At 58.7% G+C, this 25,690-nt stretch carries 26 protein-coding genes and 1 pseudogene; 19 read left to right on the top strand and 8 right to left on the bottom strand.

Annotated elements, in window-relative coordinates; all coding sequences use genetic code 11:
• Positions 1-63 precede the first annotated feature (63 nt).
• Positions 64-954 carry an SDR family oxidoreductase gene (locus tag CUJ84_RS13720; RefSeq protein ID WP_105006625.1) on the top strand — a complete coding sequence of 297 codons (891 nt, stop codon included), beginning with the start codon at positions 64-66 and terminating at the stop codon, positions 952-954.
• Positions 955-1,054: 100 nt separating this feature from the next.
• Here CUJ84_RS13720 and CUJ84_RS13725 read toward each other — a convergent pair whose 3' ends face one another.
• Together CUJ84_RS13725 and CUJ84_RS13730 are read right to left on the bottom strand one after the other, a co-directional pair.
• Positions 1,055-1,264 (bottom strand): hypothetical protein, encoded by a 210-nt coding sequence (locus CUJ84_RS13725; protein ID WP_105006626.1) that lies wholly within the window; start codon positions 1,262-1,264, stop codon positions 1,055-1,057.
• Position 1,265: 1 nt separating this feature from the next.
• On the bottom strand, positions 1,266-1,466 hold the full coding sequence (locus CUJ84_RS13730) for a hypothetical protein (protein ID WP_018242661.1): 201 nt from the start codon (positions 1,464-1,466) through the stop codon (positions 1,266-1,268).
• Positions 1,467-1,661: 195 nt separating this feature from the next.
• Here CUJ84_RS13730 and CUJ84_RS38325 point away from each other — a divergent pair, with 195 nt between their 5' ends.
• Positions 1,662-1,832, top strand: coding sequence for a hypothetical protein (locus CUJ84_RS38325; protein WP_018242662.1), 171 nt, complete (start codon positions 1,662-1,664; stop codon positions 1,830-1,832).
• Between the two features lie 184 nt (positions 1,833-2,016).
• Here the strand turns inward: CUJ84_RS38325 and CUJ84_RS13735 are convergent, their stop codons facing one another.
• Positions 2,017-4,446 (bottom strand): VCBS domain-containing protein, encoded by a 2,430-nt coding sequence (locus CUJ84_RS13735; RefSeq protein ID WP_105006627.1) that lies wholly within the window; start codon positions 4,444-4,446, stop codon positions 2,017-2,019.
• 232 nt (positions 4,447-4,678) lie between these two features.
• Here CUJ84_RS13735 and CUJ84_RS13740 point away from each other — a divergent pair.
• Positions 4,679-4,996 (top strand): annotated as a pseudogene (locus CUJ84_RS13740) (3-beta hydroxysteroid dehydrogenase); the annotation flags it as partial.
• A gap of 272 nt (positions 4,997-5,268) precedes the next feature.
• Complete coding sequence (locus CUJ84_RS13745; RefSeq protein WP_105006628.1) at positions 5,269-6,201, top strand: hypothetical protein; 933 nt, start codon at positions 5,269-5,271, stop codon at positions 6,199-6,201.
• A 46-nt stretch (positions 6,202-6,247) separates the two neighbouring features.
• Here the strand turns inward: CUJ84_RS13745 and CUJ84_RS13750 are convergent, their stop codons facing one another.
• The 3 genes from CUJ84_RS13750 to CUJ84_RS13760 all read right to left on the bottom strand — a co-directional run bounded on the left by CUJ84_RS13750 (position 6,248) and on the right by CUJ84_RS13760 (position 8,274).
• Positions 6,248-6,691 (bottom strand): SRPBCC family protein, encoded by a 444-nt coding sequence (locus CUJ84_RS13750; RefSeq protein WP_105006629.1) that lies wholly within the window; start codon positions 6,689-6,691, stop codon positions 6,248-6,250.
• Positions 6,692-6,909: 218 nt separating this feature from the next.
• Entirely contained in the window at positions 6,910-7,323 is a 414-nt protein-coding gene (locus CUJ84_RS13755; RefSeq protein ID WP_047623313.1) for a GFA family protein, read from the bottom strand.
• A 258-nt stretch (positions 7,324-7,581) separates the two neighbouring features.
• Complete coding sequence (locus CUJ84_RS13760) at positions 7,582-8,274, bottom strand: type 1 glutamine amidotransferase domain-containing protein (RefSeq protein ID WP_105006630.1); 693 nt, start codon at positions 8,272-8,274, stop codon at positions 7,582-7,584.
• A gap of 222 nt (positions 8,275-8,496) precedes the next feature.
• On the opposite strand from CUJ84_RS13760, the gene CUJ84_RS13765 reads away from it, so the two are divergent.
• Together CUJ84_RS13765 and CUJ84_RS13770 are read left to right on the top strand one after the other, a co-directional pair.
• The gene (locus tag CUJ84_RS13765; RefSeq protein WP_245457480.1) at positions 8,497-8,919 is read left to right on the top strand and encodes a TetR/AcrR family transcriptional regulator C-terminal domain-containing protein; all 423 of its coding nucleotides are present in this window, start codon (positions 8,497-8,499) and stop codon (positions 8,917-8,919) included.
• 236 nt (positions 8,920-9,155) lie between these two features.
• Positions 9,156-9,626, top strand: a complete 471-nt coding sequence (locus CUJ84_RS13770; RefSeq protein WP_105006631.1) for a DUF4168 domain-containing protein — start codon at positions 9,156-9,158, stop codon at positions 9,624-9,626.
• A gap of 123 nt (positions 9,627-9,749) precedes the next feature.
• On the opposite strand, the gene CUJ84_RS13775 is transcribed toward CUJ84_RS13770, so the two are convergent.
• Positions 9,750-10,136, bottom strand: a complete 387-nt coding sequence (locus CUJ84_RS13775) for an ectoine synthase (protein WP_105006632.1) — start codon at positions 10,134-10,136, stop codon at positions 9,750-9,752.
• Between the two features lie 130 nt (positions 10,137-10,266).
• Between CUJ84_RS13775 and CUJ84_RS13780 the strand changes: the two genes are divergently transcribed.
• The 7 genes from CUJ84_RS13780 (at position 10,267) to CUJ84_RS13810 (ending at position 18,048) form a co-directional block, all read left to right on the top strand.
• A complete protein-coding gene (locus tag CUJ84_RS13780; RefSeq protein ID WP_105006633.1) occupies positions 10,267-11,145 on the top strand; it encodes a LysR substrate-binding domain-containing protein in 879 nt (292 codons plus the stop codon).
• Between the two features lie 223 nt (positions 11,146-11,368).
• Positions 11,369-13,024, top strand: coding sequence for a putative bifunctional diguanylate cyclase/phosphodiesterase (locus CUJ84_RS13785; protein ID WP_105006634.1), 1,656 nt, complete (start codon positions 11,369-11,371; stop codon positions 13,022-13,024).
• A gap of 75 nt (positions 13,025-13,099) precedes the next feature.
• Complete coding sequence (locus CUJ84_RS13790) at positions 13,100-13,609, top strand: hypothetical protein (RefSeq protein ID WP_105006635.1); 510 nt, start codon at positions 13,100-13,102, stop codon at positions 13,607-13,609.
• Positions 13,606-14,778, top strand: a complete 1,173-nt coding sequence (locus tag CUJ84_RS13795; RefSeq protein ID WP_105006636.1) for a class I SAM-dependent methyltransferase — start codon at positions 13,606-13,608, stop codon at positions 14,776-14,778. Before CUJ84_RS13790 ends, CUJ84_RS13795 begins: the two co-directional genes overlap by 4 nt.
• Complete coding sequence (locus CUJ84_RS13800) at positions 14,775-17,138, top strand: SpoIIE family protein phosphatase (protein ID WP_105006637.1); 2,364 nt, start codon at positions 14,775-14,777, stop codon at positions 17,136-17,138. The genes CUJ84_RS13795 and CUJ84_RS13800 overlap by 4 nt, the downstream gene beginning before the upstream one ends.
• A 3-nt stretch (positions 17,139-17,141) precedes the next feature.
• Positions 17,142-17,702, top strand: a complete 561-nt coding sequence (locus CUJ84_RS13805) for a slr1658 superfamily regulator (RefSeq protein WP_105006638.1) — start codon at positions 17,142-17,144, stop codon at positions 17,700-17,702.
• 7 nt (positions 17,703-17,709) lie between these two features.
• Entirely contained in the window at positions 17,710-18,048 is a 339-nt protein-coding gene (locus tag CUJ84_RS13810; RefSeq protein ID WP_105006639.1) for a slr1659 superfamily regulator, read from the top strand.
• Positions 18,049-18,212: 164 nt separating this feature from the next.
• Here the strand turns inward: CUJ84_RS13810 and CUJ84_RS13815 are convergent, their stop codons facing one another.
• Positions 18,213-18,650 carry an Lrp/AsnC family transcriptional regulator gene (locus CUJ84_RS13815; protein ID WP_105006640.1) on the bottom strand — a complete coding sequence of 146 codons (438 nt, stop codon included), beginning with the start codon at positions 18,648-18,650 and terminating at the stop codon, positions 18,213-18,215.
• 139 nt (positions 18,651-18,789) lie between these two features.
• Between CUJ84_RS13815 and CUJ84_RS13820 the strand changes: the two genes are divergently transcribed.
• The 6 genes from CUJ84_RS13820 (at position 18,790) to CUJ84_RS37965 (ending at position 25,688) form a co-directional block, all read left to right on the top strand.
• Positions 18,790-19,845, top strand: coding sequence for an ornithine cyclodeaminase (locus CUJ84_RS13820; protein ID WP_105006641.1), 1,056 nt, complete (start codon positions 18,790-18,792; stop codon positions 19,843-19,845).
• An 8-nt stretch (positions 19,846-19,853) separates the two neighbouring features.
• The gene (gene ctlX / locus CUJ84_RS13825) at positions 19,854-20,786 is read left to right on the top strand and encodes a citrulline utilization hydrolase CtlX (RefSeq protein WP_105006642.1); all 933 of its coding nucleotides are present in this window, start codon (positions 19,854-19,856) and stop codon (positions 20,784-20,786) included.
• Positions 20,787-20,941: 155 nt separating this feature from the next.
• On the top strand, positions 20,942-23,143 hold the full coding sequence (locus CUJ84_RS13830) for a M48 family metallopeptidase (protein WP_105006643.1): 2,202 nt from the start codon (positions 20,942-20,944) through the stop codon (positions 23,141-23,143).
• A 191-nt stretch (positions 23,144-23,334) separates the two neighbouring features.
• Positions 23,335-23,982, top strand: a complete 648-nt coding sequence (locus CUJ84_RS13835) for a hypothetical protein (RefSeq protein ID WP_105006644.1) — start codon at positions 23,335-23,337, stop codon at positions 23,980-23,982.
• 916 nt (positions 23,983-24,898) lie between these two features.
• On the top strand, positions 24,899-25,159 hold the full coding sequence (locus tag CUJ84_RS37960) for a hypothetical protein (RefSeq protein ID WP_027683919.1): 261 nt from the start codon (positions 24,899-24,901) through the stop codon (positions 25,157-25,159).
• A gap of 292 nt (positions 25,160-25,451) precedes the next feature.
• Positions 25,452-25,688, top strand: a complete 237-nt coding sequence (locus tag CUJ84_RS37965; protein ID WP_158686935.1) for a hypothetical protein — start codon at positions 25,452-25,454, stop codon at positions 25,686-25,688.
• Positions 25,689-25,690 lie beyond the last annotated feature (2 nt).

A 25,690-nucleotide genomic window follows, 5' to 3' on the forward strand; every position in this document is an offset into this window, starting at 1 on the left:
CACTACTTTACCATGATACAGGCAGAGCCGATATGTGTCTCCGGCAAAAACTGGAGATATCACATGCGCGTATTCGTCACTGGAGCCACCGGCTGGGTCGGCTCGGCCGTCGTCAATGAATTGATCGCCGCCGGCCATCAGGTGCTCGGCCTCACCCGCTCGGACAAGGGAGCGGATCAACTGGCGGCAGCCGGTGCTGCGGTCCATCGCGGCACGCTCGATGACCTGGAAAGCCTGAAGAGCGGTGCGGCCGAGGCGGACGCCGTGATCCACACGGCTTTCAACCACGATTTCTCGAAATTCGCCGAGAACTGCGCCGCCGACCGGCGCGCCATAGAGGCGCTCGGCGAAGCCCTCCAAGGCTCCAATCGTCCGCTGCTGGTCACGGCCGGCCTCGGCTTTGCCCCCGGCCGCGTTGGCACCGAGAAGGATCCGCCCATGCCGACGTCGGAGACCTACCCTCGCGCCTCAGAAATCACCGCGGTATCGCTTGTCGCCCGCGGCGTGCGCGCCTCCACCGTCCGGCTCCCGCCCTCGGTGCATGGCCATGGCGATCACGGCTTCGTGCCGATCCTGATCGATCTGGCCCGGCGCAAAGGCGTCTCGGCCTATATCGGCGAAGGGCAAAACCGCTGGCCGGCCGTGCATCGGCTCGATGCCGCCCGCGTCTATCGCCTGGCGCTGGAGCGCGGCGCCGTCGGCGGCCCGTTCCTGGCAGTCGCGGAAGAGGGAGTTCCCTTCAGGCAGATCGCCGAGGTCATCGGCCGGCGGCTCAATGTGCCCGCCGTCTCGCTCTCACGGGAAGAAGCGGCCGAGCATTTCGGCTGGTTCGCCATGTTCGCCGGCTTCGACATCCCGACATCGAGCGAGCATACCCGCGCGCTGCTCGGCTGGCAGCCGCAGCAGCCCGGCCTCCTCGCCGATATCGACCATCCGGCCTATTTCGGTGGGTAGCGTAACCGTGCCCGCATATAAAAATGGAGCATTTCCGTGACTGGAGAAAACGGAAATGCCTGCCGGCTTGGCTCGTGAGGAGAACCAGCGACAGCCCGAGCTAGTGCGACCGGCTCTCGTTCCTATCGGCGGGATCGTAATTAATGTCCCAATCCTTCTCAGGCTTTTTCTTGCCGGGCGGGTTCTTGTTTACCGTCGCATCCTCGGAGCCGGTGATGACGGTCGGCTTGGCGCTGGCGACGCCGGTGCTCTTCCGGTCGGCCCGCGACGTGGCGAACTGGCCGGTCGCGTCTTTCTCGGGGTTGGCCATGTCAATCGCCCTTCTGCTTCAGCGCATCGCCGAGATCTCTGGTCTCGGGGTCGCGATTGTTTTCGCCATGCGCGTCACGGTCGCGATCCGGATCATCCTTGGCCTTCATGTAGCCGCGAGGCTTATTCCCCCTCGGCCCTTCCCAGCGGGGTGACTGGTCGGTCGTGCCGGGGGCGCCGTCTTTCGGTGTCGTCATGCCCATGTTCGTTTCTCCATGTTGAATTCGAACAACAGGCAAAACCCCGAACTGTTCCCGCCCAGCCTCACAAATGCCAGCCAGTCGGCCGATCTTTTGCTCTCACCGAACAGCCAGCCCCGGCGGTTGGCGCAGAAAAATATGGAACAGTGTCGGCCTCCATCGGTTGACCACAGGTCGACCTCAAATATGGAGCCGAAAATGAGCAAGACCAACGCCCGTGAACTTCAGAAACGCGCCGAACAGCAGGTCAAGAACACCAGCGCCGGCGGCCACCTCGGCGGCACCTATTTCGGCCAACAGCCGGACGGAAAAACCGCCTCGGACAGCAGCAATGACAGCGCCAAGGCACGGCCCAACGACGGCAATTGAGGTCGGCAGGCTGCCGCAACGCGTGTGACCTGATGCTATCCACCACCCGATGAATCCGTCGCGCCCAGCGCGCGGGGCGCACAAACGTCCGGGACCTCCCCGTCAGGCCCGAGTACGTACGCCGCAGGCGAGGTCTCCATTGGGCTGCGTCTGCGGTGAATGCTGGTCGTGATCACAGACCGCCTCAGCTAAACAAGAAGTCGCCCGAGTTGAAATTTGTAAGCCCGCTGAGGGTGGTGATGTTGTCGAATTCAGCAACCAGCACCGCGCCGCCGGCTGAACTTGGGTTCTGATCGTAGTAGACCGCCGCATGGCCGAGATCCGTGTTGTGGAACACGAACAATGCCCCTGTGGTTATGTTGCTGTAACCATTGATGGTGCTCTGGACGGTTGCGTTCGTGACGCTCACGTCCGTTTTGACGGCAACCTCCGTTCCGGCAACATTGATCGTGCCGTTGTTTCCCACCTTCACATTGTCCACGCTTGTATTGTTGTTGCCGACGGCGAACTCGAACGTGCCGCCTCCGACGTCCAACTGGAACCTGTCCACGGTTGTGCTATTCGTCCCAGCGTTAAAGTCAGTCATATGGTTCGTGGTGGTGGCAAACTTTTGGAAAAAGAAGGTATCATTTCCCACGCCCCCGGTCAGGGTGTTGTTGCCAGCACCACCGTTTAGGGTGTCGTTGCCGTCTTGGCCGAAAAGAGTGTCGTCACCTCCGAGCCCGAACATCATATCGTTACCGCCACCGCCGTAGAGCATATCGTCGCCCGTTCCACCGGTCGGATTGTCCACTGAGTTGCCATTGCCACCGGTGATAATCGTGAACGTCTCGGTCTTTTCGAAGGCCGGGCCTATAGGATCACCGGTCTGCGTTGCCGTTACCGTCACTGAAAATGTACCGTTCGTCGATAGCGCATCCGAATGAAGCGTATTGCCGGTAATCGAAAACAAGCCCGGATTCGACTGCGAGGCAATGCTGAAGCTGAATCCACCTGCGTCGGGATCAGTCGCCGTCAGCAGCCCACTGAACTCAAAACTATTGAAGTTAACGCTATCCGCCGGAACGACAGGCGTCAGCTTAATGTCGGTCGGCGCCTGCCTAGCTGGACCATCATCTGCGCCGGTGATGGCGACGACGATGTTGTGGCTGGCCGTGCCGTCGAGCGAGCTGACGCTCAGCGTGTCGCTGACGGCGTCGCCCTGGTTGAGCGCCTGCGTCGCGGCCCGGTTATTGTCGAGCGTATAGGTCCAGCTGCCGCTGGCGGCATTGAAGGTGAAGCTGCCATAGATGCCGTTGAGGGAGGCCGGGGCGGCAAACGCCGCCTCGCCGTCGTCGACATCGCTGACCGTCAGCTTGCCGGAGGCATTCGGATCGCCGCTGCCGGCCGCACCCGCCTCGACCGTCGCCCGATCGTCGGTGACCGTCGCATCGACGACGATCGAAGCCGCATCGTTGGCGCCGGTGATGGCGACGACGATGTTGTGGCTGGCCGTGCCGTCGAGCGAGCTGACGCTCAGCGTGTCGCTGACGGCGTCGCCCTGGTTGAGCGCCTGCGTCGCGGCCCGGTTATTGTCGAGCGTATAGGTCCAGCTGCCGCTGGCGGCATTGAAGGTGAAGCTGCCATAGATGCCGTTGAGGGAGGCCGGGGCGGCAAACGCCGCCTCGCCGTCGTCGACATCGCTGACCGTCAGCTTGCCGGAGGCATTCGGATCGCCGCTGCCGGCCGCACCCGCCTCGACCGTCGCCCGATCGTCGGTGACCGTCGCATCGACGACGATCGAAGCCGCATCGTTGGCGCCGGTGATGGCGACGACGATGTTGTGGCTGGCCGTGCCGTCGAGCGAGCTGACGCTCAGCGTGTCGCTGACGGCGTCGCCCTGGTTGAGCGCCTGCGTCGCGGCCCGGTTATTGTCGAGCGTATAGGTCCAGCTGCCGCTGGCGGCATTGAAGGTGAAGCTGCCATAGATGCCGTTGAGGGAGGCCGGGGCGGCAAACGCCGCCTCGCCGTCGTCGACATCGCTGACCGTCAGCTTGCCGGAGGCATTCGGATCGCCGCTGCCGGCCGCACCCGCCTCGACCGTCGCCCGATCGTCGGTGACCGTCGCATCGACGACGATCGAAGCCGCATCGTTGGCGCCGGTGAGCGAGATCGAGACATTTGCCTCGCTCAGCGTGCCATTGCCGAGCCGTATCGCGTAGACGAAACTATCTTTGAGGATTTCACCGGCAGACAGCGTGTTGATATCCGCGCCCGAGGCCGCGATGCCGCTTCCATCGCTAAGACGGTATTCAATCTTTCCATTATTGATCCTGACCCAATTGCCGAGCAGGGTCTTCTCCCAGGCAGATGCCCCATTCGCTCCGACGTCTTTCGCAAGAAGCTCGTAGTCGGTGGTAATTGGATTGCCATCTCCGTCGTCGATCGAGAAGAGGGATTTGGCATTCCCGCCAAGATCATTCGACATCACGTCGAGGGTTATGGTTTTGGTGGCCGCATTGTAGAGCTGGAGACTGAGCAGTTGGTCTTCTGTCCAGATGTAAGAGTCATCCTTCGCCTGCGGCGTATTGGAGAAAGAAGTCGTGCTGCCGCCGCCGGTGCTTTGCGTACCCATCAAAATAACCCCCCATAATACAAAACAAGTAACCCGGCATTGATTCAAGACTAGTAAACCAGCATGACACGAGTTGAACATGCTGTCGTGCCGATATTATCGGCAACAATGCCCATTTTTCTTAAATCAGAACCGGAATACTCCCCATCCCTAATAAAGTGTTAACACATATACTGTGAAATGAAAGACGATTTTCTTGCGATGGTAAATTTATCCAGGAATTCGCTGCGAGAGACGCGTGCGCGCCTCCACCGTCCGGCTCCCGCCCTCGGTGCATGGCCATGGGGACCACGGCTTCGTGCCGATCCTGATCGATTTGGCCCGGCGCAAGGGCGTCTCGGCCTATATCGGCGAAGGGCAAAACCGCTGGCCGGCCGTGCACCGGCTCAACGCCGCCCGCGTCTATCGGCTGGCGATCGAGCGCGGCGCCGACGGCGGCCCGTTCCTGGCAGTCGCGGAAGAGGGAGTTCCCTTCAGGCAGATCGCCGAGGTCATCGGCCGGCGGCTCGATGTGCCCGCCGTCTCGCTCTCACGGGAAGAAGCGGCCCAGCCGCCATCTCGGCGGCACATATTTCGGGCAGCAACCGGACGGAAAAACCGCCTCGTCGACCAACAACGATAGCGCCAAGGCGCGGCCGAACGACGGAAGCAAATAAGCGCCGCAGACCTTACCTCACCTAGCTCCTGCGCCCAGGGATCTGGGCGCCTCCTCTGCTTGAGCCATCCACCTCGCTATTGATCGGCGACGCCTCCGCGCTAGCTTCTGCTCGCGGGCCGAGCAGCCGCGGGGGATACGATCTTTGGGCGAAGGCGGAGGGCGACGTGGCATCCTATTCGATTGACGATGCGATCCGGGAACTTGCGCCGGCTCTCGGCAAGGCGCCGGCGGGCGCGGTCAGCGGCGAATGGACAGCCACCACGATGCAGGCGGGGCATTCCTCCCGGACGGGCGGTTACCGCGATGCCGAAGGAAACTATGTCCCGGAGGCATCCCGGCATCCACTCGATATCATCTCCGATGTCGTCGAAAAGCTGGGTGCATCAGGGGTGCCCCCCTTTAACAAGGTGATAATCCGCTGGAAGAAGCCGAAGTTTCCATTCATGCGGGGAGAGATCACACTCGAAACCGATTATGATCGAACGATCGTGCCGCGCGGCCCCGACGACCCGATCTACGAAACCGCAGCCGCTGCGCGGCGCGTCTTCTGGCAGAGCCACGGTACAGTCCAGGAGGACTTTGCCGCTGAGCGCGGAACGGCCAACATTCACGCCCAGACGAAATGGTTCGGCCCGCATCGCCGCATCCTCGCCATCCATGCGCCGGGAAGGCTGACTCTTGCCACCGACGGGCTGTCGACCCCCTGGGCCGGCATATCCGAGCCGGAGAACGGCGTCGAGTGCGAGCTTTTCATGGAATTCGACGCCGCGAGACTGGATGCGGCCGGAATCGAAAACTGGGCGAACCTGTTGATCAACATCGGCGACCTCGTGGCAGACGGTTATCGCGTCGCTCGCGATGTCGAGAAGCACGGCGCCATCCTGTTCTGCCGGCTGACCGAAGATTACCGCCCGATGACCCGCATCATGCTCAGCCGCGACGCAGGCCGGATCGACAGTCTGCCTTTCGGCTCCGTACCGCTGATCCGGGCAACGCCGATCGCGGAAAGCGAAATCGAGGGGCAGGACCTTTCCGACGACTGGGGCGCTGCAGCCGCCCGCAAAGCCCTGGCCAAACGCGGCATCGGCAGTAGTTGATGTCGCCGATGCCGGACGGTTGTCGTCCGGCCGGCGCGATCTTGCGCTATTCCTGGATGTCGGGTTCGACGACCCTGGCGAGGTTTCGCAGCGACTCCTGCCAGCCGAGATAACAAGCCTCGGGCGGAATGACATCAGGCACACCTGCCTGCACGATATCCACCTCGGTGCCGACCGAAACCTTCTTCAGCGTCACGCTGACTTCCATTTCGCCAGGCAGGTTGGGGTCGTCGAACCTGTCGGTGTAGCGCAGGCGTTCGCCCGGGACGAGCTCGAGATATTCGCCGCCGAACGCGTGGCTATTGCCCGTCGTGAAGTTGCGGAAGGACATTCTGAATGTGCCGCCGACAACCGGCTCCGAATGGTGCACGGTGCAGAGGAAGCCGTTCGGCGGAAGCCACTTGGCAAGCGCGTCCGCCTCCAGGAATGCGCGATAGACTTTCTCCGGGGTGGTAGCCAGAACGCGGTGCAGGCGTATGGTACTCGGCATGGTCGTGATCCTTTTTGGATTTACGGAATGGACGAACCTAGGACGGGCGTGGCTTGGCCGATCCGACACCGGATCGAATTTTTCTTCAAGAAAAATGCTTAACGCGTGTCGCGCAAAACTGTGCAGCGGTTTTGCGATAACGATATGCGTGGAAACAAAGACCTAAAGCGCAAGGAGCGAATCTGAAAGATTGCGACGCGCATTAGGTCTATCGCGGCTCAGCCAGGCATGCCATCGAACTGCGGAAGATCGAGCGGCCTTGCCCAGGCCAGCCGGCGCCGGGTGAACATTTCGACCCCAGGCTTGATCAACTCGGGCCGGTCGAGGCTGCCGAGCGTCACGAAGACGAGGCCGGGGAAGCTCTCGAGGTTGCTGCTGAATAACCTCGCGCCGCAATCGGGGCAAAAGTTGCGGTCGAGCCCCTTGCCTGAATCGGCGATGTAATGAAACGCTTTCGGGCTGCCGCTGATCACGGTGAAATCTTCCTGCGGCACGGCGAAGAACGTGGCGGCCTCGCCGCCCGTTGCCCTCTTGCAATCCAGGCAATGGCAATTGGCGACAAAGTTCGGGTCCGTGTCGAAGGCAAATCTCACCGCGCCGCAGGCGCATTGCCCGGTATATTTCCTGGTCATGTCAGATGCCTCCCATCCCGTGTTCGAACGTCGTGCAATTGGCTCTCCACCGCCTTAGAGCGCCTTTCGGACGCACAAAGGACGCCTAACTCTTTAACTCTTTCAATCCTCGCATCGTGCTTTCCGACAATCGATTTTCGGGCCGATGCGCTGGTGCCGCAGACGTCGTCGAAACCCGCCTGCGGCCGGCGTCGGCACAAGCCGAATGAAGAGATCTCGACCTCCCTGGGCAGCAATCGTGCCCAGGGGCTGAAGTGCTTAAGCCGCGGCTTGCTTTCCCAAGGCATCAAGCAGCGTTCGGGCGCCCTGCTTTGACGAGGCCGGGTTTTGGCCGGTGATCAGCAGGCCATCCTGGACGACATGCACGCCCCAATCCGCCGTCTTCGAAAACTTTGCGCCCTGCTCTTTCAGGACGTCCTCGAGCAGGTAGGGAACGACTTCGACCAGGTGCATGGCCTCTTCTTCGGAATCGGTGAATCCCGTGACGGCCCGGCCCTTGGCGATGGGCTTTCCATCCGGCGCTTTCACATTCGTCAGGATGCCGGGTGCATGGCAAACGAGCGCCACAGGTTTTCCCGCCGAAAGCATGTCCTCGATAAGCGACAGCGCATTGCGGTCGTTCGTCAGATCCCAAAGCGGGCCGTGCCCGCCGGGGAAGAACACGCTGTCATAGTCCGCCTGGTTGATGTCGGACAGCCTCAGCGTGTTGGCGAGCGCACCCATTGCGGCCGCGTCTCGTTCGAACCGTCTCGTGTCTTCCGTCTGGAAGGCCGGCTCATTGCTCTTCGGATCGAGCGGAGGCTGGCCGCCCTTCGGCGAAGCGAGTGTGATATCGACCCCGGCGTCGCGGAAAACGAAATAAGGAGCAGCAAGCTCCTCGAGCCAGAATCCCGTCTTCTTTCCAGTGTTTCCCAACTGGTCATGCGATGTGAGAACCATGAGAATTTTCATTGCTCAGCTCCTTCAAGCCGGCCGGCGGACAACGCCATCGGCACCCGGATTTACGGTGAATACTGCCTGCAGATCTCATGCTGAAACCGGAGAGGACATAGAGCGGCTGCGCTGCGAAACAAGCTCTCCCGCACGGTGTTTGCTAGAATTGCTTTAGCCGAAGCCTAACCAGACAAACAGAGGTCGCGCGCGACATCCGTTCCCTGGGCTGAGCCGACAGATGTGTCAAAGGCATTTGAAAAGTCTGACCGGCTTTCCCGGCCCACGCTGGATGATGCGCTTGGCTTCCAGATCCAATTGAACAGCCTTCAACCACCATCCTGTTCTAAATTAAATAGTTGGAGCATGTTGTCGTCCGAAAACCGATCACACTTTTCGGCCAAGGTGCTTTACGCACGCGGCCCCGCACGGGCGCTCGAGGTCATGGGCAGCGCTTTCGAACAATTTGCCGGCAAGAAACTGCTGCAGCTCTCCGATTCAACCGTCGCCGCGTCACAGTTCAACTGGCTGGTGATGGCCGATCCCGTTAACCGGGTGATGATGCTGGGCGATGCGACCATTCCGACGAAGCAGGAGATTCACCGGCACGCCGAGGCCGCCGTCGCCACGTTCCTGGCGGCATTTCTGCATCCAGATCAGCGATGAATGTCGCCCAGGTCCAAGCATAACAGAATCCGGCAATGACTGGAATTTCCTGCACCACTCGACATGCCGACGGTCACAAAGCTGCCGCTCAATCGTCAGCAAATCGCCCCCTTACCGCCGCACCGTGCCCTCTTAAAGGTTCCATCGTCGCGACCTCGCTTGGCCTTCGAGGGCTGAGCGATTTGACCGAGGCGGTCCTGCTGCCAACCAAATCATGCACTTGAAGAGGAACGAATATGATCACTCGTTACACATCTGTCGCAACATTGAGCGCTGCGGCCTTCAGTCTGCTTGCTTTCAGCCCGGCATCCGCTGTCGACATGGCCCAGGCGCAGCAGCAGCCGGCACAGACGCAGCAGCCGGCGCAAGGCCAGACGCCGATGCAGGGACAGCCCGGCGGCAGCGGTGCGACAGCAGCCGTCAGCGATCAGAAAATCGAGGCCTTCGCCGTTGCCTATCTGCAGGTCGACAAGGTGAGGCAGGAATATTCGGCCAAGATCGGCGCGACGAAGGACGAGACTGCCAAGCAACAGCTGCAGGAGGAGGCCAAGAAACAGATGGTCGACACCGTGAAAGCTTCTCCCGACATCTCTGTCGAGGAATACTCGTCGATCCTGACGGCCGCGCAGAGCGATCCGGCTCTGGCCAAGAAAGTTCTGGAAAAAATCGGCACTCCGCCGCCGGGCCAGCAGCAGCCGCAGCAATAGGCTGCGCGCGGCGCCGTAAGTCGCCACGAATAGGCAGCGGACGCCTGGCCGTTCGCGCCGGAAGCAGAGCCCGCCATTTGCCGGGCTCTGCTTTTCACCTCGCTACATCGACGACGGGATCACTCAATATTCTGAGCCGCTGTTGTTGTTCAGATCGTGCCGTTCGGTTCCCGCCAGCGGAGGATTGAAGATGCTGACGAGAATAAGGTCCTGATCCTTGCCGCCGCGCAGATAATGGCGGTCGTGCTTGTCCAGCACATAGATATCACCGGCGCGGATCGGAAAGACGTTGCCGTCCATATCCTCCACTTCGCCCTCGCCCTTGATGCAATAGCAGGCCTCCAGGTGATTGCGGTATTGAAGCAAGGCCTCGCTATTGGCGCGAACGACGGTATGGCAAACCGTAAAACCCATGCCGTCGTCTTTGGTCAGCAAGCGGTGGCTCGTGCCGTTGCCCCAGTCGACGAAACGCTCGGTGAGCTCCACCTCCTTCAGATTTCTGACGAACATCGCCTATTCTCCTGATAAATTATTGAAGATGTAGCGATGATTCATTTTTATCGCTCACGACAATTAGCTATTGAAATAGCTGATATTTTCAAATGATGATTCTTGCGTCATCTGTGAGGAAATTTTACAAATGCAATTGCCGCCATTGAACGCCCTGCGCGCCTTCGAGGCCACGGCCCGCCTGATGAGCCTTTCGAAAGCGGGTGACGAGCTGCACGTTACCCATGCGGCGATCAGCCATCAGATCAAGCATCTGGAGACCTGGCTCGGCCGCAAGCTGTTACAGAAATCAGGCCGCGGCGTTGCGCTGACCGCAGCCGGCGGCGAATATTACCGCGCCGTATCGGGATCGCTGGCGGCGATCGCGCATGCGACCGGCAACTTGCGGCGCGATCACAACATGCGGGCCATCACCGTCGGCTGCATTCCCTCGATCGCATCTCGCTGGCTCGTCCCGGCCCTGCCCTCCTTCCAGGAGAGCGACCCCGATCTCGACGTCAGGATCGTCTACGCGCGCGCCGAAGACCGCTTCGACGACGAGAGCCTGGACGTGCTGATCACCATGGGCGAGGATCTGAGCGGCGGCAGGGAAAGCCGCCTGCTCTTCTCCCGCCGCAACCAGCCCGTCGCCAGTCGCCATTACCTTGCCAAACGCAACTGGACGATCGACGACGTCTCGCTCGCCGGCGCCGATCTGCTGCACGACGAATCCGTCGACGGCTGGAAGGAATGGTTCCGCAGGGCCGGCCAGAAAGCGCCGGAGCCGCTTCGGGGGCCGATATTCCAGGATTTCAACATGCTGGCGACGGCCGTCATCGCCGGCCATGGCGTGGCGCTCTGCCCTGTCGAGGTGTTCCGCCGCGAGATCGAACGCGGCGATCTGCTGGTGCTTTCCGACATCGCGACGGCAGAGAACCAGGGCTATTACGTCATATCGAACAGCTGGGCGAAAAAGCCAGTCCGCCGCTTTATCGACTGGTTCATGACTGAGTGCGGATCGGGCGTGTGAGATCCCCTGCCCGCAGTTCGTCGAAGGGTCGCAGCCGAGACGATGGATGCAAATGGGTCGCGGTAATAAAGACGTTGCATAAGCCCATCCGAGCGCGAGTTGGGCAGAGGTTGGGGATTGTTAATCAGAAATGCCTAATGTAAATCTTGGCGTGCACAAGTTGTGCGGGAGCTGATTTGCTACAATATCTGGTTATGACATGAGACTAGGGAGGGCCTCGGACATGCAGAAAATTCATGCGGCCCCCTCGGCGCTCGGACAAACAGAGGCAAAAGCTTCGAGCTCGATCGACCGGCTTTTGTTCTTTGACCGCGATTTCAATCCCGTCGAGAATTTGCTCGGCAATGAGCTGCCTGCTTCTGTCAAACCAGCTGCGTCGTTTTGGGAGCATTTTCCAGAATTGGACAAATCGGCAATTACGCTCGCCCTCCGTTCATTGGGCGACAGTGCCCAGCCTTTGCAAATATCGGGGGATCTTGGCGCGCCAGCGTCGCACGGACTGACGATCTATCGGATCGGAGATCTGTTTGCCGTGGTTCGGTCCGAGGAATCTGCCGACGATGAGCGCGCAACCCTTTTGCATCTGGCCACCCACGATCCGCTCACTGGATTGCCGAACCGACGCCAGTTCAGCGAGGACCTCGCTGTGTTGTTACGGGAGACCGCAGGCTCGAACGAGACTCTGTCCCTGATGCAACTCGATCTGGACGATTTTAAACCCGTTAACGACACGCTTGGGCATCCGGCCGGCGACAAGCTTCTTCAGCTCGCTGCAAGCCGCATTCAAGAGTGCCTTACCAGCGACGACAGAGCCTATCGACTGGCGGGTGACGAATTCACCGTCATATCAAGGGGCCTGGGACATCCCGCCAAAGGGCATCGGCTAGCAGAAGCTTTGGTTGATGCATTCAAAAAGCCCTTCACGATAGATGGCATCGCACTATTTGTCGGTACCAGCATCGGCATATCTGCTGCTCCACCGGACGGTACAACTCCGGAGCAGCTGATGAAGGCGTCCGACGTCGCACTCTACGCCGCGAAAAAGGACGGGCGCGGTCGCGCAAGACCCTTTGATCCGTCAATGCTTGAGTTGCTGGAACAACGCGAACTGCTGCGCCGCAGCCTTCGCATGGCCTTGGTCCAAGAACAATTTTCTATTGAGTACCAACCCATCGCCGAGGGCGGCAGCATTGTCGGCTTCGAAGCATTGCTCAGATGGAACCACCCTCTACTTGGAAAAATCCCGCCAACGGCATTTATTCCGATGGCCGAGGCCGATGGAATGATGCCGGAAATAGGTGCATGGGTTTTGGAGCAGGCATGTCGCGAGGCAATGAAGTGGCCGCAGAATTACATCGTCGCGGTCAATTTGTCGGCGGCTGAATTCTTGACAAGCGGACTCACTGATCGGGTATCCCAAACGCTAGACTTGATCGGGTTGCCGCCCGACCGTCTAGAGCTTGAGATAACCGAAAGCGTGCTCCTTGAGCGGACCGTCAACAATATCGACACCCTGAATACTCTCAACGTGCTAGGGATACGAATCTCGCTTGATGATTTCGGGACCGAATATTCTTCCCTGAGCTATCTGAAGACATTCCCTTTCGACACGATCAAAATCGACAAATATTTTATCACCGACCTCGAAAGCGATCTGAAAGGCCAGGCAATCGTCCGCTGCATCGTCAACCTCGCGCATGACCTCGATATGCAGGTGACGGCCGAAGGGGTTGAGACGCCAGGTCAGGCGGAATGGTTGCGCAGTGTAGGCTGCGACAGACTTCAAGGCTATTTGATTAGCAGGCCGCTTCCGGTCGAGGCGATCGGCGAGTTCATCACCCGGGCGGAAACATCCGTAAGCCCTGCGCTACCACAGTGAACAACCGATTTTCGCCGCGCCTTTAGCGATTGCATGCATCAACCTGACGCCCCAGGCAAAAGAAGGGAGGCTGTATTGGAACAGGAAGCAGCTAGCTTCGATGACCATGCTTTTGCGCCGATGGTATCGCTGGAACTGAACGTTGCCATGTTCAAATCCCGATGGCAGTTTTGCGACAGGATTACGGAATATCTCTCAGACATTCTCGGCCAAGGTCACAGCGATCCCGCTCGATATTCCAATTTTCTTTCCATCGCGACGAACGAGCTCATCGAACTTGCTTTCCGTTCAACGAGCGAGCCGGGAAGGATAAGTTTCAGTCTCTATCGGAGCGCCACAGTCAATCGGCTGAGAATTGCGTTTCCTGGCGAGGAAACATTTGGCCGCAAGCACGCCAATGCAAGATCAAGCGAACGCCAACCTGTCCCCGGCGCCGGTTCTGGATACTTGGTGATGAAGTCCGACGGGACGGTTTTGCTCAGTGATTTGGCCGCAATATTCCGCGCCACGATCCGAATTGAGAAAGACGGCGGACAAGGGATACAAATCATTGCGGATTTCCCCTCGGCTGAGGACTTCCGATGAGCCTGCTTCCCCTGCCCTTCACTGTTCATTTCGATCCGACAAATCAGGAGCTGTTGCTGTCTGGCAAGATGCGGCCCGAAAGCGCCGCTGAGATCGCCGATGCCCTCAAGCTGGTGCAGCAAAGTTTGGAAAAATACAGCGGGGTCATCTACCTCAATGTCAAACGTCTGACGCACATCAACATGACTGCCTTCGCCACTCTGTCCGATATCCTCACGGCAAGCTGCCGGACCAGGCCGGAGCGGAAGATTGTCATCATCACGTCGAGTGTGGTGGCATGGTCGACCTCTTTGTTCGAGACGCTGGCGGCATCACAACCAAACTTGTCGGTTGAAGTCTACGATTCGGCATTTTATCCGGGCCAGAGCTTTGTCGAGGACGAGACTTTCATCCCCATTCTGCGCACCCAGACGAAAATGACATGGAGGCACGAACGTGAACTGTTGCCTCACCACGGCCTGCGCAACGGTCTTGTCATTGCGGATATCTGTTGCGGAATTGGTGATTTCGCGGCCTTGGTTCAAAGGGAATTCAAACCGGCACGCCTTGTCGCGCTGGATCATTCCGTGCGCAGCCTCGAATATGCTCGCAGGGTCGCTGCCGACTTCGATCTACAGGGAATCGAGTACACCTATGGTGACGCCTCCCAAATGCTGCTGCGAGACAATCAATTTGACTTTGTGACCTGCCGACATTCGCTGCAGATTTTCAACCGTCCCGAGATGCTGCTGCGGGAGCTCTATCGCATCTGCAAGCCTGGCGGCCGTGTCTACATCACGAACGAAAAAAATTCGCATTGCCTGGGCGAACCACATGCTGAAACAATAAGATGGACTTACGAGGAGGTCGCCAAACTGTTCAGGTACTTCGACATGGATGTCGAGATGGGGCCGAAAAGCCGCCATCTCCTCGCCGACGCGGGGTTCGATAGTATCAGGGTCGATTCCTTTATGGTCACGAACCTGGACGAGGATCCCCAAGACTTCGCAGACATCATCGAAGCTTGGGAAAATGTCTACGCAGGTGAGATGGCCGTTCGAAGGGGTGACTCATTGGATTTCATTCGCAGGTTCCGGCAGGGATTCAAAGATCATGTCTTTGCTGCTCTTCACCCTAAGGGTTATGCAGGCTGGCCGATCTGGGCAGCTTCCGGCCGAAAGCCGCTGTGATGGACAGAAGCTCATCGAAAAGACCGGCAAGACTAGGTTCGTTTCGGGCAAAGTTCATCTTGGTTGTCGGTGGAGCTGTCCTCTTTGATCTGCTGGTCAGCGGCGGACTAGCACTTTGGAATGTTCAGAGGCTGTCGCGCGACGCCACCCTCGAAGTCGGACAGGGTCTGGAAGCAGCAAGCCAGGAATACATCCGCACATATGCCGATTCCACCGCAGCCCAGGTGAGTTTGCTCCTGCGGCAGGTTCATAGCGACGTCGGCACCTTGGCAGGTGTGCTCCAGGCGCAAATCGACGATCCCGAGCGTAATTCCGATGTCGGCGCGGCGATCGCGCGCACATCGCCTGGCAGCGTCAGCCTTGTTTACGACGAGAAGGGAAAATGGTCTCAGAACCTGCCCGGCTCCGCTTCGGTTGTGAGCGTCTGGGGTTACTTGCTTGGACCTGACCATCGGCCGAAACCCGACATCCAGCGCGATCTAGAGACGAGCGCGGTTCTCGACATCGTTGCGCCGAGCCTGCTGCAGCACGGCGCTTCCAAGCTGCAGATGTACTACATCGGACCGAAAGAACGGCCAATCTTCAGGACGGCGCCTTACACCGACCAGGCTCAGACCTTCGATCGCCTTTATTCGGGGCACAACGAAGCCGATTTCTGGGACTTCTTTTTCCCCGGGCTTTACGAGTCCTGGCAGAGCTGGGCCAAGGACGCGAAAACGCGGTCGGTCGCCGACGATATCACGCAGACCGCTCCATATACCGATGCCATTACCGGAAAGCTGATCGTCAGTTTCTTTCATCCATTGTGGACAGCCGACCGGCAGGATGTCGCCGGGACGGCCGGCGCGGACATCACACTCGACCAGCTCGCGCAGATTGTTGAGAATGTGAAAGTGGCCCAGTCCGGCTTTGGATTTCTCGCAATGTCCGACGGAAACGTTGTGGCGATCAACAGCACAGGAGAAAAAACCCTCGGTCTGCGTTCTGCGAGCGATGCGAGCGGAGCCAGCGCCTTGACCGGCCTGGAGCGCTCCCTAAAGGGAAGCTCCCAGCCTGCCATCGCCAAACTGGCTCTTGACCGAGAACAGGGCATTCAGCACCTGCTGTTGCAGCAGGACGGCAACGAGGTCCCCTATATCGCTATCGTCAAGAAACTGCCGGCGACCAATCTCTGGGTCAGTGGCCCGGTTCGGCAAGAGGCGATGTTGCTGGGGGTGGTTGTGCCCGAGCGAGAAATCGATGCCTCGCTCTATGCGGCCCAGGCCAAGATTTCCGAAGCGACGAACCGGATCGTGCTCTACCAAATTCTGGCGATCCTGATGTCCCTGCTGATCGTGACGATCGCGGTCTTTGCGGCCTCGAAACGAATAACCAGCGGAATCAGCGCCCTGGCAGGGGCCGCCAAACGGATTCAGGCGAAGGATTATTCCGTCAGAGTGGCCATCACAAGCAGGGACGAAGTCGGTGAGGCCGGTGAAGCCTTCAATCGCATGGCCGAAGAGATCAGCTATCACACCGAAAATCTCGAGCAGCTCGTCGAAGAGCGAACCGCTCAAATCGAAGATGCAAAGGAAGAGATTTCGACCCTGAACGCGCAGCTCCAGCGTGAAAATCGACGTCTCGGAACAGAGCTGGCCGTCGCCGAGAGAATCCAGCTCATGGTTCTTCCGCTGCATCAGGAGCTTGAGGAGTTTCAGGCCCTCGAGATCGCAGCCTATATGAGACCGGCGGAAGAAGTCGGCGGCGATTATTATGACGTGTTGAAAAGCGGAAATCGGTTGAAGATTGGCATCGGCGACGTCACCGGACACGGGCTCGAAAGCGGCGTCTTGATGTTGATGGTTCAGTCCGTCGCCCGCGCCCTGCAGGAAGCCGGAAACACCGATGCAGTCAAATTTCTCACAGACCTGAACAGCGCCCTGTTTAAAAACATAGTGAGGACGAAAATCGATAAGCATCTCACTCTGGCGTTTCTTGACTACGATGGAAAAGAGATGATCCTGTCGGGACAACACGAGGAAGTTGTCGTCGTGCGGGCGAACGGCAAGGTCGAGCGCATAGACACCATGGATTTGGGCATACCGATCGGGCTGGAAGCCGATATTTCTGCCTTCATTAAAACCCGTGAAATAGCGTTCGAGAAGGGGGACCTCATACTCCTGCATACGGACGGCGTAACAGAAGCCGAAAACGACGCGGGAGAACTGTTCGGCATCGAACGTCTGTGCCGCGAAGCACTTCGCCTGAAGGATCAGAGCGCTGAGAAAGTCGTTTCCGGAATTATAGCGACATTAATGCTCTTTATCGGATCGCAGAAGATTTACGACGACATCACGCTTCTCGCAGTGCGACATAGGTGAGACATGACGCCAACGGTATACGGTATGGAATCTCTGGCGGGCATAAGCCTGGGTTCGGGCACTCGCCTCACGTTAAGCGATGGACCGCTTCAGCTTGGATGGAAGCACTCAGGAATGACTGCGGACTTCATAGCGGAAGTCATGGCCCTGCCCTATTCACGGTCAAGGAAAGACTACGTGCAGGCGCATCATGACATCGGATATCTCAGCAATGAGTTGATCGAAAATGCCGTTAAGTTTCGACAGCCTGGGGAGATCCTCATTGAAGCCGGCATATTCGACGGAACCTTTTTAATAAGGGTCAAGAACACGATCGATGGCGTGACATCATCTCGCTTTCAGCAACTGCTGGATCGCCTTCAGTCGAAGGATCCGGGGGAACTTCTTCTTGAGCAAATCGAAACCAATGCCATATCGGCAGCAAGCGGTTCGGGCTTGGGCTTGCTCACTCTTCTGAGCGACTACGACGCAAAAATGGCATGGGCATTCGAAGGGAATAATGATCAGCGTATCGTACTGACGACGACTGCAGCTGTGGCGATGCCGCCCTCCTCCAATCTGTGAGCGAAGAATGGAAATCAGCGACGAAAACTTCCGCGTATGGGATGAGAAAAACGAGGTGTATTTCGATGGCGTATTCCGGCTGGCGGGACCGGACGCCTATGCGCCGATTTACTCATTGGTATTCGGCCTGCTCCATGAGGGGCACAAACAGGTGACGTTCAACCTGACGGGTCTCGAATTCCTCAATTCCTCTGGCATAAATCTCTTGGCTAAGCTGACTATTGAAGCCAGAAAGATGGGCGACCTCCTGCTCGTTGTCAAAGGCACCAATCAATATCCTTGGCAAGCGAAGTCCCTCCCGAATCTCAAGAAACTACACCCGCTTCTCGATTTGCGCTTGGCATGATCCTCTTTCGGGGGGGAAGAGCCAATTCACACCTCGACGCGCCATCATAAATCGAAGTCAACGCCACCAGCCGCCGGATTTGAGCAGCATCCTTCGGCTTCTTCGCCATCCCCCGCAGCGCCGGCCCGTCGTGATGGCGTTCCCCGCGGCCCGCTCGGCAGCCCTCAGACGCTGCTGAGGAGGAGACTGGTCTCGCTGTTTGCGACACCGTCGATCATGCGCACCTCGCGCAGAACCCGGTCGAAGTCGGCAAGGCTTGCGGCCCGGATATCGGCGACAAGGTCCCAGTTGCCGTTGGTCGTGTGCAGCGCTGAAATCTCCGTCAGGCCACGGAGCTTTCGTATGACCTGGGTCGTCGATTTGCCGACAACCTCGACCATCATCACGGCACGCACGGCATTGACGTCGTAGTCCTCCCGCACCCGGACGGTGAAGCCGAGCAGCGTACCCGTCTCGATCAGGCGATCCAGCCGGTTCTGAACTGTGCCGCGTGCGACGCCGAGTGCATCGGAAAGCTTGCTTAAGGAAGCGCGCCCATCGGCGCGGAGGTGAGCGATAATCCGGCGATCCAGATCGTCGGGTGCGTATTTCGCGATGGTCATATTGCCTCCTTGATAAATTCGCGCAAATGGGCTGAACGAATTGTACAATTTCCTGCCGGAATTAGCACAGGTTTGAGCTTTCGGCCAACATGTGGGGCGGTTAGTCTTTCTCCTCGAGCATATGCAGGAGGAACTCAGCATGTCGTCGCCCCTTCCATCGGAAAAAGCTCTCGTACCCTTCGTCAGCGTCGAGAACATGATGCGTCTTGTCCACCATATCGGCATCGAAACCGTTTTGACCGAACTTACCGACGTCATCGAGGCGGATTTTCGCCGCTGGGGATCCTTCGACAAAACCCCGCGCGTTGCCTCTCACTCCGGCGAAGGTGTGATCGAGCTGATGCCGACCTCGGACGGCGAAATCTACAGCTTCAAATATGTGAACGGCCATCCGAAGAACATGGCGCAAGGCCTGCAGACCGTGACGGCTTTCGGCCTTCTGGCGGAAGTTTCGACCGGCTATCCGGTGTTGCTCACCGAAATGACCCTGCTGACGGCGCTGAGAACCGCCGCGACTTCAGCCATGGCCGCGCGGCACCTCGCACCCAGGGGTGCCCGCACGATGGCCATGATCGGCAATGGCGCCCAGGCGGAATTCCAGGCGCTTGCCATGAAAGCCGTCTGCGGCATCGATCACATCAGGCTCTACGACATCGACCCGCTGGCGACGGAAAAGATGGTCCGCAACCTTACAGGCACGGGGCTGATGGTGACCGCCTGCAGCTCGTCCCAATCGGCTATCGAAAATGCCGATATCATTACGACCTGCACCGCCGACAAGCAGTACGCGACGATCCTGACCGACAATATGGTTGGCTCCGGCGTCCACATCAATGCCATCGGCGGCGACTGCCCGGGCAAGACCGAGCTGCACCGCGACATCCTGTTGCGCGCCGACACCTTTGTCGAATATCCGCCACAGACCCGCATCGAGGGCGAGATCCAGCAGATGGATGCCGACTATCCCGTCACCGAACTCTGGCAGGTTGTGACGGGACAGGCGACCGGTCGCCGCGATGCCAGTCAAATCACCCTGTTCGACAGCGTCGGTTTCGCGATCGAGGATTTTTCCGCTCTTCGTTATGTCCGTGACAGGCTCAGGGGGACCGGGCTTTACCAGGACCTCGATATCATCGCCGATCCGGACGATCCGCGCGACCTGTTCGGCATGTTGCAGCGAGCAAGGCAGGCATAGGAGCACGGATGATGCCGAGACACGTCACATATTCCGTACAGGCGCCCACTGCAGTCGTCATGGTCCGGCCGCACCACTTCACCGTGAATACCGAGACCGCCATCGACAACCTGTTCCAGTCCAGCCCGGATACGACGGAAGACCTTTCAATGGCGGCCTATGACGAAATCACCCGGGCGGCCGATGTGCTCAGAAGCCATGGCGTGAACGTGCATCTCTTCAACGACACCAGCACCGAGACGCCGGATTCGGTTTTTCCCAACAACTGGTTTTCCACCCATGCCGGCGGTCATGTGGCGATCTATCCGATGAAGGCCGTCAGTCGCCGGCGCGAGCGGCGCTACGACGTCATCGAAATGCTGAAGAGCCAGTATCGGGTGCAGGAGGTGATCGACTATTCGGGCATCGAGCCGGACGGACTGTTTCTCGAGGGCACCGGCGCCATGGTTCTCGATCACATCGATCGGGTGGCCTATGCCGTCCGCTCCGATCGCACCGATCCGATCGCGCTGGAACGCTTCTCGACCCACTTCAACTTCGAGCCGATGGTATTCGACGCACGCGATGGAAACGGCGTCGCCGTCTATCACACCAATGTCCTGATGTGCATCGCCACCGACTTCGCCATGATCGGACTGGAGATGATGACCGATGCGGCAAGACGGCGGGAGGTCGTTCTAAGACTGGAGCGCTCCGGCCGCGGCGTCATCGCACTTACCAACGATCAGATCGCCTCTTTCGCCGGTAATGCTCTCGAACTCCAGGGAAAGGCGGGGCGCATCCTTGCGCTCTCAACCACGGCGCTTGCATCGCTGAACCGGGATCAACGCGGGACGATCGAAGAAAGTGCCGAACTGGTCGCGCTTGATATCCCTACCATCGAGCGCGCCGGTGGATCGGTCCGCTGCACGCTCGCAGGCATCCATCTGACGCCACGATGATTGCGTGATAGCGCTGGAAATTTTGCGACAGTCGTTTGACACTCTCGTGAAACTCAGCGAGGCATCTTGCATGAGGTCGACATCCTTTCGATAGCGGGCGCGCGGCCAAGTTTTTGACCTCGCAGATGGGGGAGGAAAATTTGGGGGGAACACGCATGGGCCAAACCAGCCGCCAACAAGGAACCCGCAAAATTGCAAGCCTTGGCTTGGCGGCATGGGTGCTGCTGCTACCGATCGCACTGGTCTCTTTGGGGCTTTGGCAGACACAGCGTGCAGCCGAAACGCTTGAACATGCGCGCCGTTCTTCGGTCGAACTCTCGACGACCCTGGCTCAGGTGAAAAACATCGCGGCATCCGATCCAACAGCCATTCTGACCTTCCAGGGAGCGGGCGAGCCCACCTCCATTGCCGCCCTGGTCGCCGTTTCTCAAATCGAGGAAGCCCTTTCTCAAGCTGACGAGGAGCTGGAAATCTCCCAGATCCGTCGGCCACTGGTTTGGGGAACGATCGGCGGAGCCGGGCTTGCGTTTTTTGGCGGTGCGTTTGGACTGATGGCGGCCGGCATTTCCGGGATCCGCGCGCGCGCCTCCCAACGCCAACTGATCACGAGCTTTCAACGTCTGCGGTCGCTCCTTCCGTTCATTCTTGCGACCGTTGTGATCGGGTTTTCTATCGGCGTCATTTCGGCGACCCTCTTCGAAGCAGTCAGCATGGGCCTTTGGGCCGATTTCACCACGGGCAGTGCCAAGCTTTTCGCGGTCGCCGTCGTCCTCGCCGTCATCGCAGCCTACAGCGCCTTCATGGCGCTGCGCGGCTTGAAGAATGTCTTTGCCCTGTTCACACCCGAGCCGCTTGTCGCCTCGGGACGAGTCATCGAAGAAACGGAGGCTCCGAAACTTTGGCGTTTCGTGCGTAGCCTGGCCGAGCGGCAAAAGGCTTTGTTGCCTGACACGATCATCGTCGGCCTCAGCCAGGGCTTTTTCGTAACGGAGAGCCAGCTGCGTCTCTGGCCTGAGGACAGGCTGGTGACCGGACGGTCGCTCTATCTGCCTGCGGCCTATCTTGATCTTCTCGACCAGGCCGAAATCGCGGCAATCATCGGCCATGAGCTCGCCCATTTTTCCGGCGAAGACACCACCTACAGCCAGCAGTTCACCCCGATTTATGCGGGCCTCTGGCGTGCTCTTGCAGCTCTTGGACGCGCCGACGGTGGTCGCTTCGTCCTGTATCCGGCGGTGAAGCTCGGCTTTCACGCCATGCAGCGGTTCGATCATGCCGTCGCGCACTGGAGCCGGCTGCGAGAATTCGATGCTGACCGTAGCGGCAGCCTGCTGGCGACGCCGGCGAACGCCGCCTCGGCTCTCATCCGCACGGGGACTATCGCTCCGGCCGTCGCCTATGTTCTTGATCGCGCATATGCCGGACCGGATGATAACGATTCCGATGATGCCTGGCCTGACCTCGTCGCACAGACGACGGAACTGGTCACCACCAATGGATGGAGCGATCCGATGCCCCTCCTGGAAGATCGGCAACCGCACCCGACCGACAGCCATCCGCCGACGATCCAGCGGATATCGGCCCTTGGCGTGGAAATTGGCGATAACCTCCTGCAACGAGCGATGCGTTCGCCGGAGCCTGGCGCTCGCTCCTTTGCGGACGATCTGTTTTCGAATTGGGCCGGACTATGTCGTCTGTTGAGCAGGGATTTCATCGATGACGCGCGCATGATGCGTGACCGGCGGCGCGAAGTGCTCGAAAAGGTGGTTGCCGGGGTCTCGCAGGAAACTGTTGTCTACGACAACATCAAGCCGATGATCTGGACGATGGTGATCGTCGCCATGATCTTCGCCGGATTTGGCCTGACAGTCGTCTTTCTCAGCGGCCAATTGGGCCTCGGCTACGATGAATTCGCCCAGTCACTGATCGCCGCGATCACCGCCGTCGGCGCTGTCACCTCCCTTCTCTATGCGGCCTTTCTCTATCGGAGCGCGGCACGACCGCTCATGGTGCTGACCCCGGATGCATTGTTCGCCTCCAGACTGGACCAGCCGATTGCCTGGACGGATGTTGCCGGCTACGCGGTCCACGCATCGGGCCGTTTTGCCCTGCGCCTCTGGCTCAATCAGGATGCGCCACTGCCAAAAAAAGATTGGCGTGCGATCTATAGTAAAATCGACCGTCGGCAGCGCATCATCACCCTGGGTGCCTTGGGAATTAAAGGAATGAAGGCGGCCGATTTCAGCACACTCGTCGGCCGGTATCACGAAGCTGCCTACGCCCGACAGGAGCTCGCCGCCGCTACGTTGCACCCGTCCCGCGATGCGTCCGCAGACGAGACAGTCGGAAAACACTGAGCAGCAATCAGCTCAACCGATGGCCGCTTCAGGCGAAGAAGGAATCGTTAAGCATTTCAGGTCGTCTAAGACCATTGCCGGGGCCGGCATCGGACCTCGGTCCGATGTGCAATGGGCGATCACCGTCTAACCTCTCGTATCTACTCAAGCCGTGTATCCGCACGGCGCTTGATCCGACTTGGAGGAAAACAATGCGGATAGCAACCTTAGCGTCCCTGGCCGCGCTCTCGCTGGCTCTTGCAGCAAGCCCGGCAACGATTGCCGGAATCGATATGACCGCACTGGCAAAGAGCGGTGGAAACGGTGGCGGCAACGGAGGGGGCAATGGCGGCGGTCACGGCGGCGGCAGTGGAAACAGTGGCAACCATGGCAGCAGCAGCCAGGGTGGCAGTTCGACCCACGGCAACTCCAAATCTCAAGGCGTGAAAGGCAAATCCACCGAGGCGGCAAGCAAGTCGAAGTCCGCGAAGGCCGACGAGACTAAAATCGGCACGAAAGAAAAAAACCTGTCGGCGCAGCTTGCGGGTCTGAACTCCTTGAAGCGGAACTATAAGGCACTGATGCATACGTCGGATCCCCGCATGACTGCCATCGCGGCCTATGCCGTGGCTTATGCCCAGTATGAACTCGACAACGGAATCGAGCCTGCAGCCGATGACCCTCTGTTGGGGGATCAGGCGCTGGAGGACGCATTGGCTTCAGCGACGAAAACCGGTGAAGTCAGCCCGGCGGTTTTGGACGAAGCCAAGACCATCTTGGGGGTTGGCGACGCAAACGGGAAGATCGATCAAATCCGCACCTCTCTGGAGAACGCCGCGCCGGCGACATCAGACGAATAGCCGAGAATTCAGTTGCGAGCGGTGTGGAGCTGACAAGTATGGCTCCGCACTAAACTACGAAGAGCATTTCCGTTTTGTTTGAGTACGGAGATGCTCTTTTTTTGGCAATTTCAGACGCAGAACCCTCTGCTGGAACTGCCCAAGACGTCGCTACCTTCACAAATTGATAGATTGCTCGAGAGCGGAACACACGGTGTCCCCGTTAGGGGTGGCGGGTGTGCCCGAGGTTCCGGCAGCGCTCGCTTCTTTTGTTGCCGCTGGACATGCTGCGCCTCTATCGAAGGCGAACGGTTTTTTTCGGCGCGTTCTGCGATTTCGCTGATCGTATTTTTCTCGAAGGTGCGTCTGGTCTTCTCAAGCGCATCGCGGCCGGATATTTTGGCGTTTGAACGTGTTGAATTCCAACCTTTCGGTTGAGAGCCAGGTGAATTGTTGGCAGAATTAAATTATAATACTATTACACTCGGAATACAATTGATTGAAAAAGGATGTATTATTTGGAGATTTTATCCATTTTAATTTCGCCTGGCTCGATAATTTCAATATTTTTATTTATTAACGCTTACTAATACCTACGTGAACGCATAAAGAACTTTCGAGCATTCCTGACGTCGCGAGCTGTGTTTTCTAGACTTCACGCCTGATTTGGAACGAAGGCGGATCAAAACGAGTTCCAAGAACAGCTGAGTTGACGCCGGTTATGGCTCTGCCTCACCATCCCCCGTCTCCACGGCGGAATATTATCGAGTGGCGCCCTGGTCGCTCTCGATGCATCGTCGGCGGCGTGATGCCACGTTCGCCGCTGCGGGCATCATTGCAAACTGCAGCTATCGTAACCACGTTAGAGGTGACGGCAGCCATGTCACGGGCGCTGCTGTTTGAGGGCAATTACCCTAGCCCCAGGAAGGAGGACGTCATGTCTTCCACTCATTTGTCAGAAATTGATGATCCAACCAACATCGGCCTTATCAGGACGGTCCTTCGAAGTGCCGGCTTTCGGGGCAGCCATGCTGTTGCAGACCCGGAAGAAAAGCGTGCCGCGCTTACCTTTCTCAAATCGGAATTTCGAAATGGCGTATCTTCGGAAAACGAATTGTTGTCTGCGCTGAAACGTCGAGACGATCTTTTGCCACCGGCACTTCGCCGAATGCAGGGGATATCGCAGACGGCGTCGTGATCGCCTGAAAAACAGGCGGTGACGAGATGACCCTGTCGTTTCCAAATTCGGCGCGCGGTTACGACGAGACGAAGCAGCGCATTCGCTTCTGTCGGCCATGACCGCAAGTTTCAAGCGAGCGTGCAAGCATGAGCGTGCACGGAACCGCATTCGAGCAGGCAGCAACACGCTCCCTGCCGGTGCGACCGCTCGACCTTTCGTAAACACGGAGCTTGTGAAGGCGCGCGAAGCACTCATGAAGCCGCATTTAAACTATCTCAGTTTCGATCTTCGGACTGTGCTATGATGAGCAATGGCAGAGTTCTCCGCACTTGAAGCAGCCACACGGCGGGTCACCGATGATCGAATCCAGATCGCGGCCCAGGAAGCCGAAATTGCCGGGGGCGTTCTCCGGGGCGAACCTACGTCTTTGGCTCGAGAAAAGCTCAAGAGCTGTTTGCAAAATCTTCGATTTCACATCTTTGCGCGTGACCTGATCCAAGCAAGGATAAGCGTAGATCAACACCTGCCGCCCATTGCGAGGACATGAGT

Source organism: Rhizobium leguminosarum, from assembly GCF_002953715.1.
GTDB classification, from domain to species: domain Bacteria; phylum Pseudomonadota; class Alphaproteobacteria; order Rhizobiales; family Rhizobiaceae; genus Rhizobium; species Rhizobium leguminosarum_V.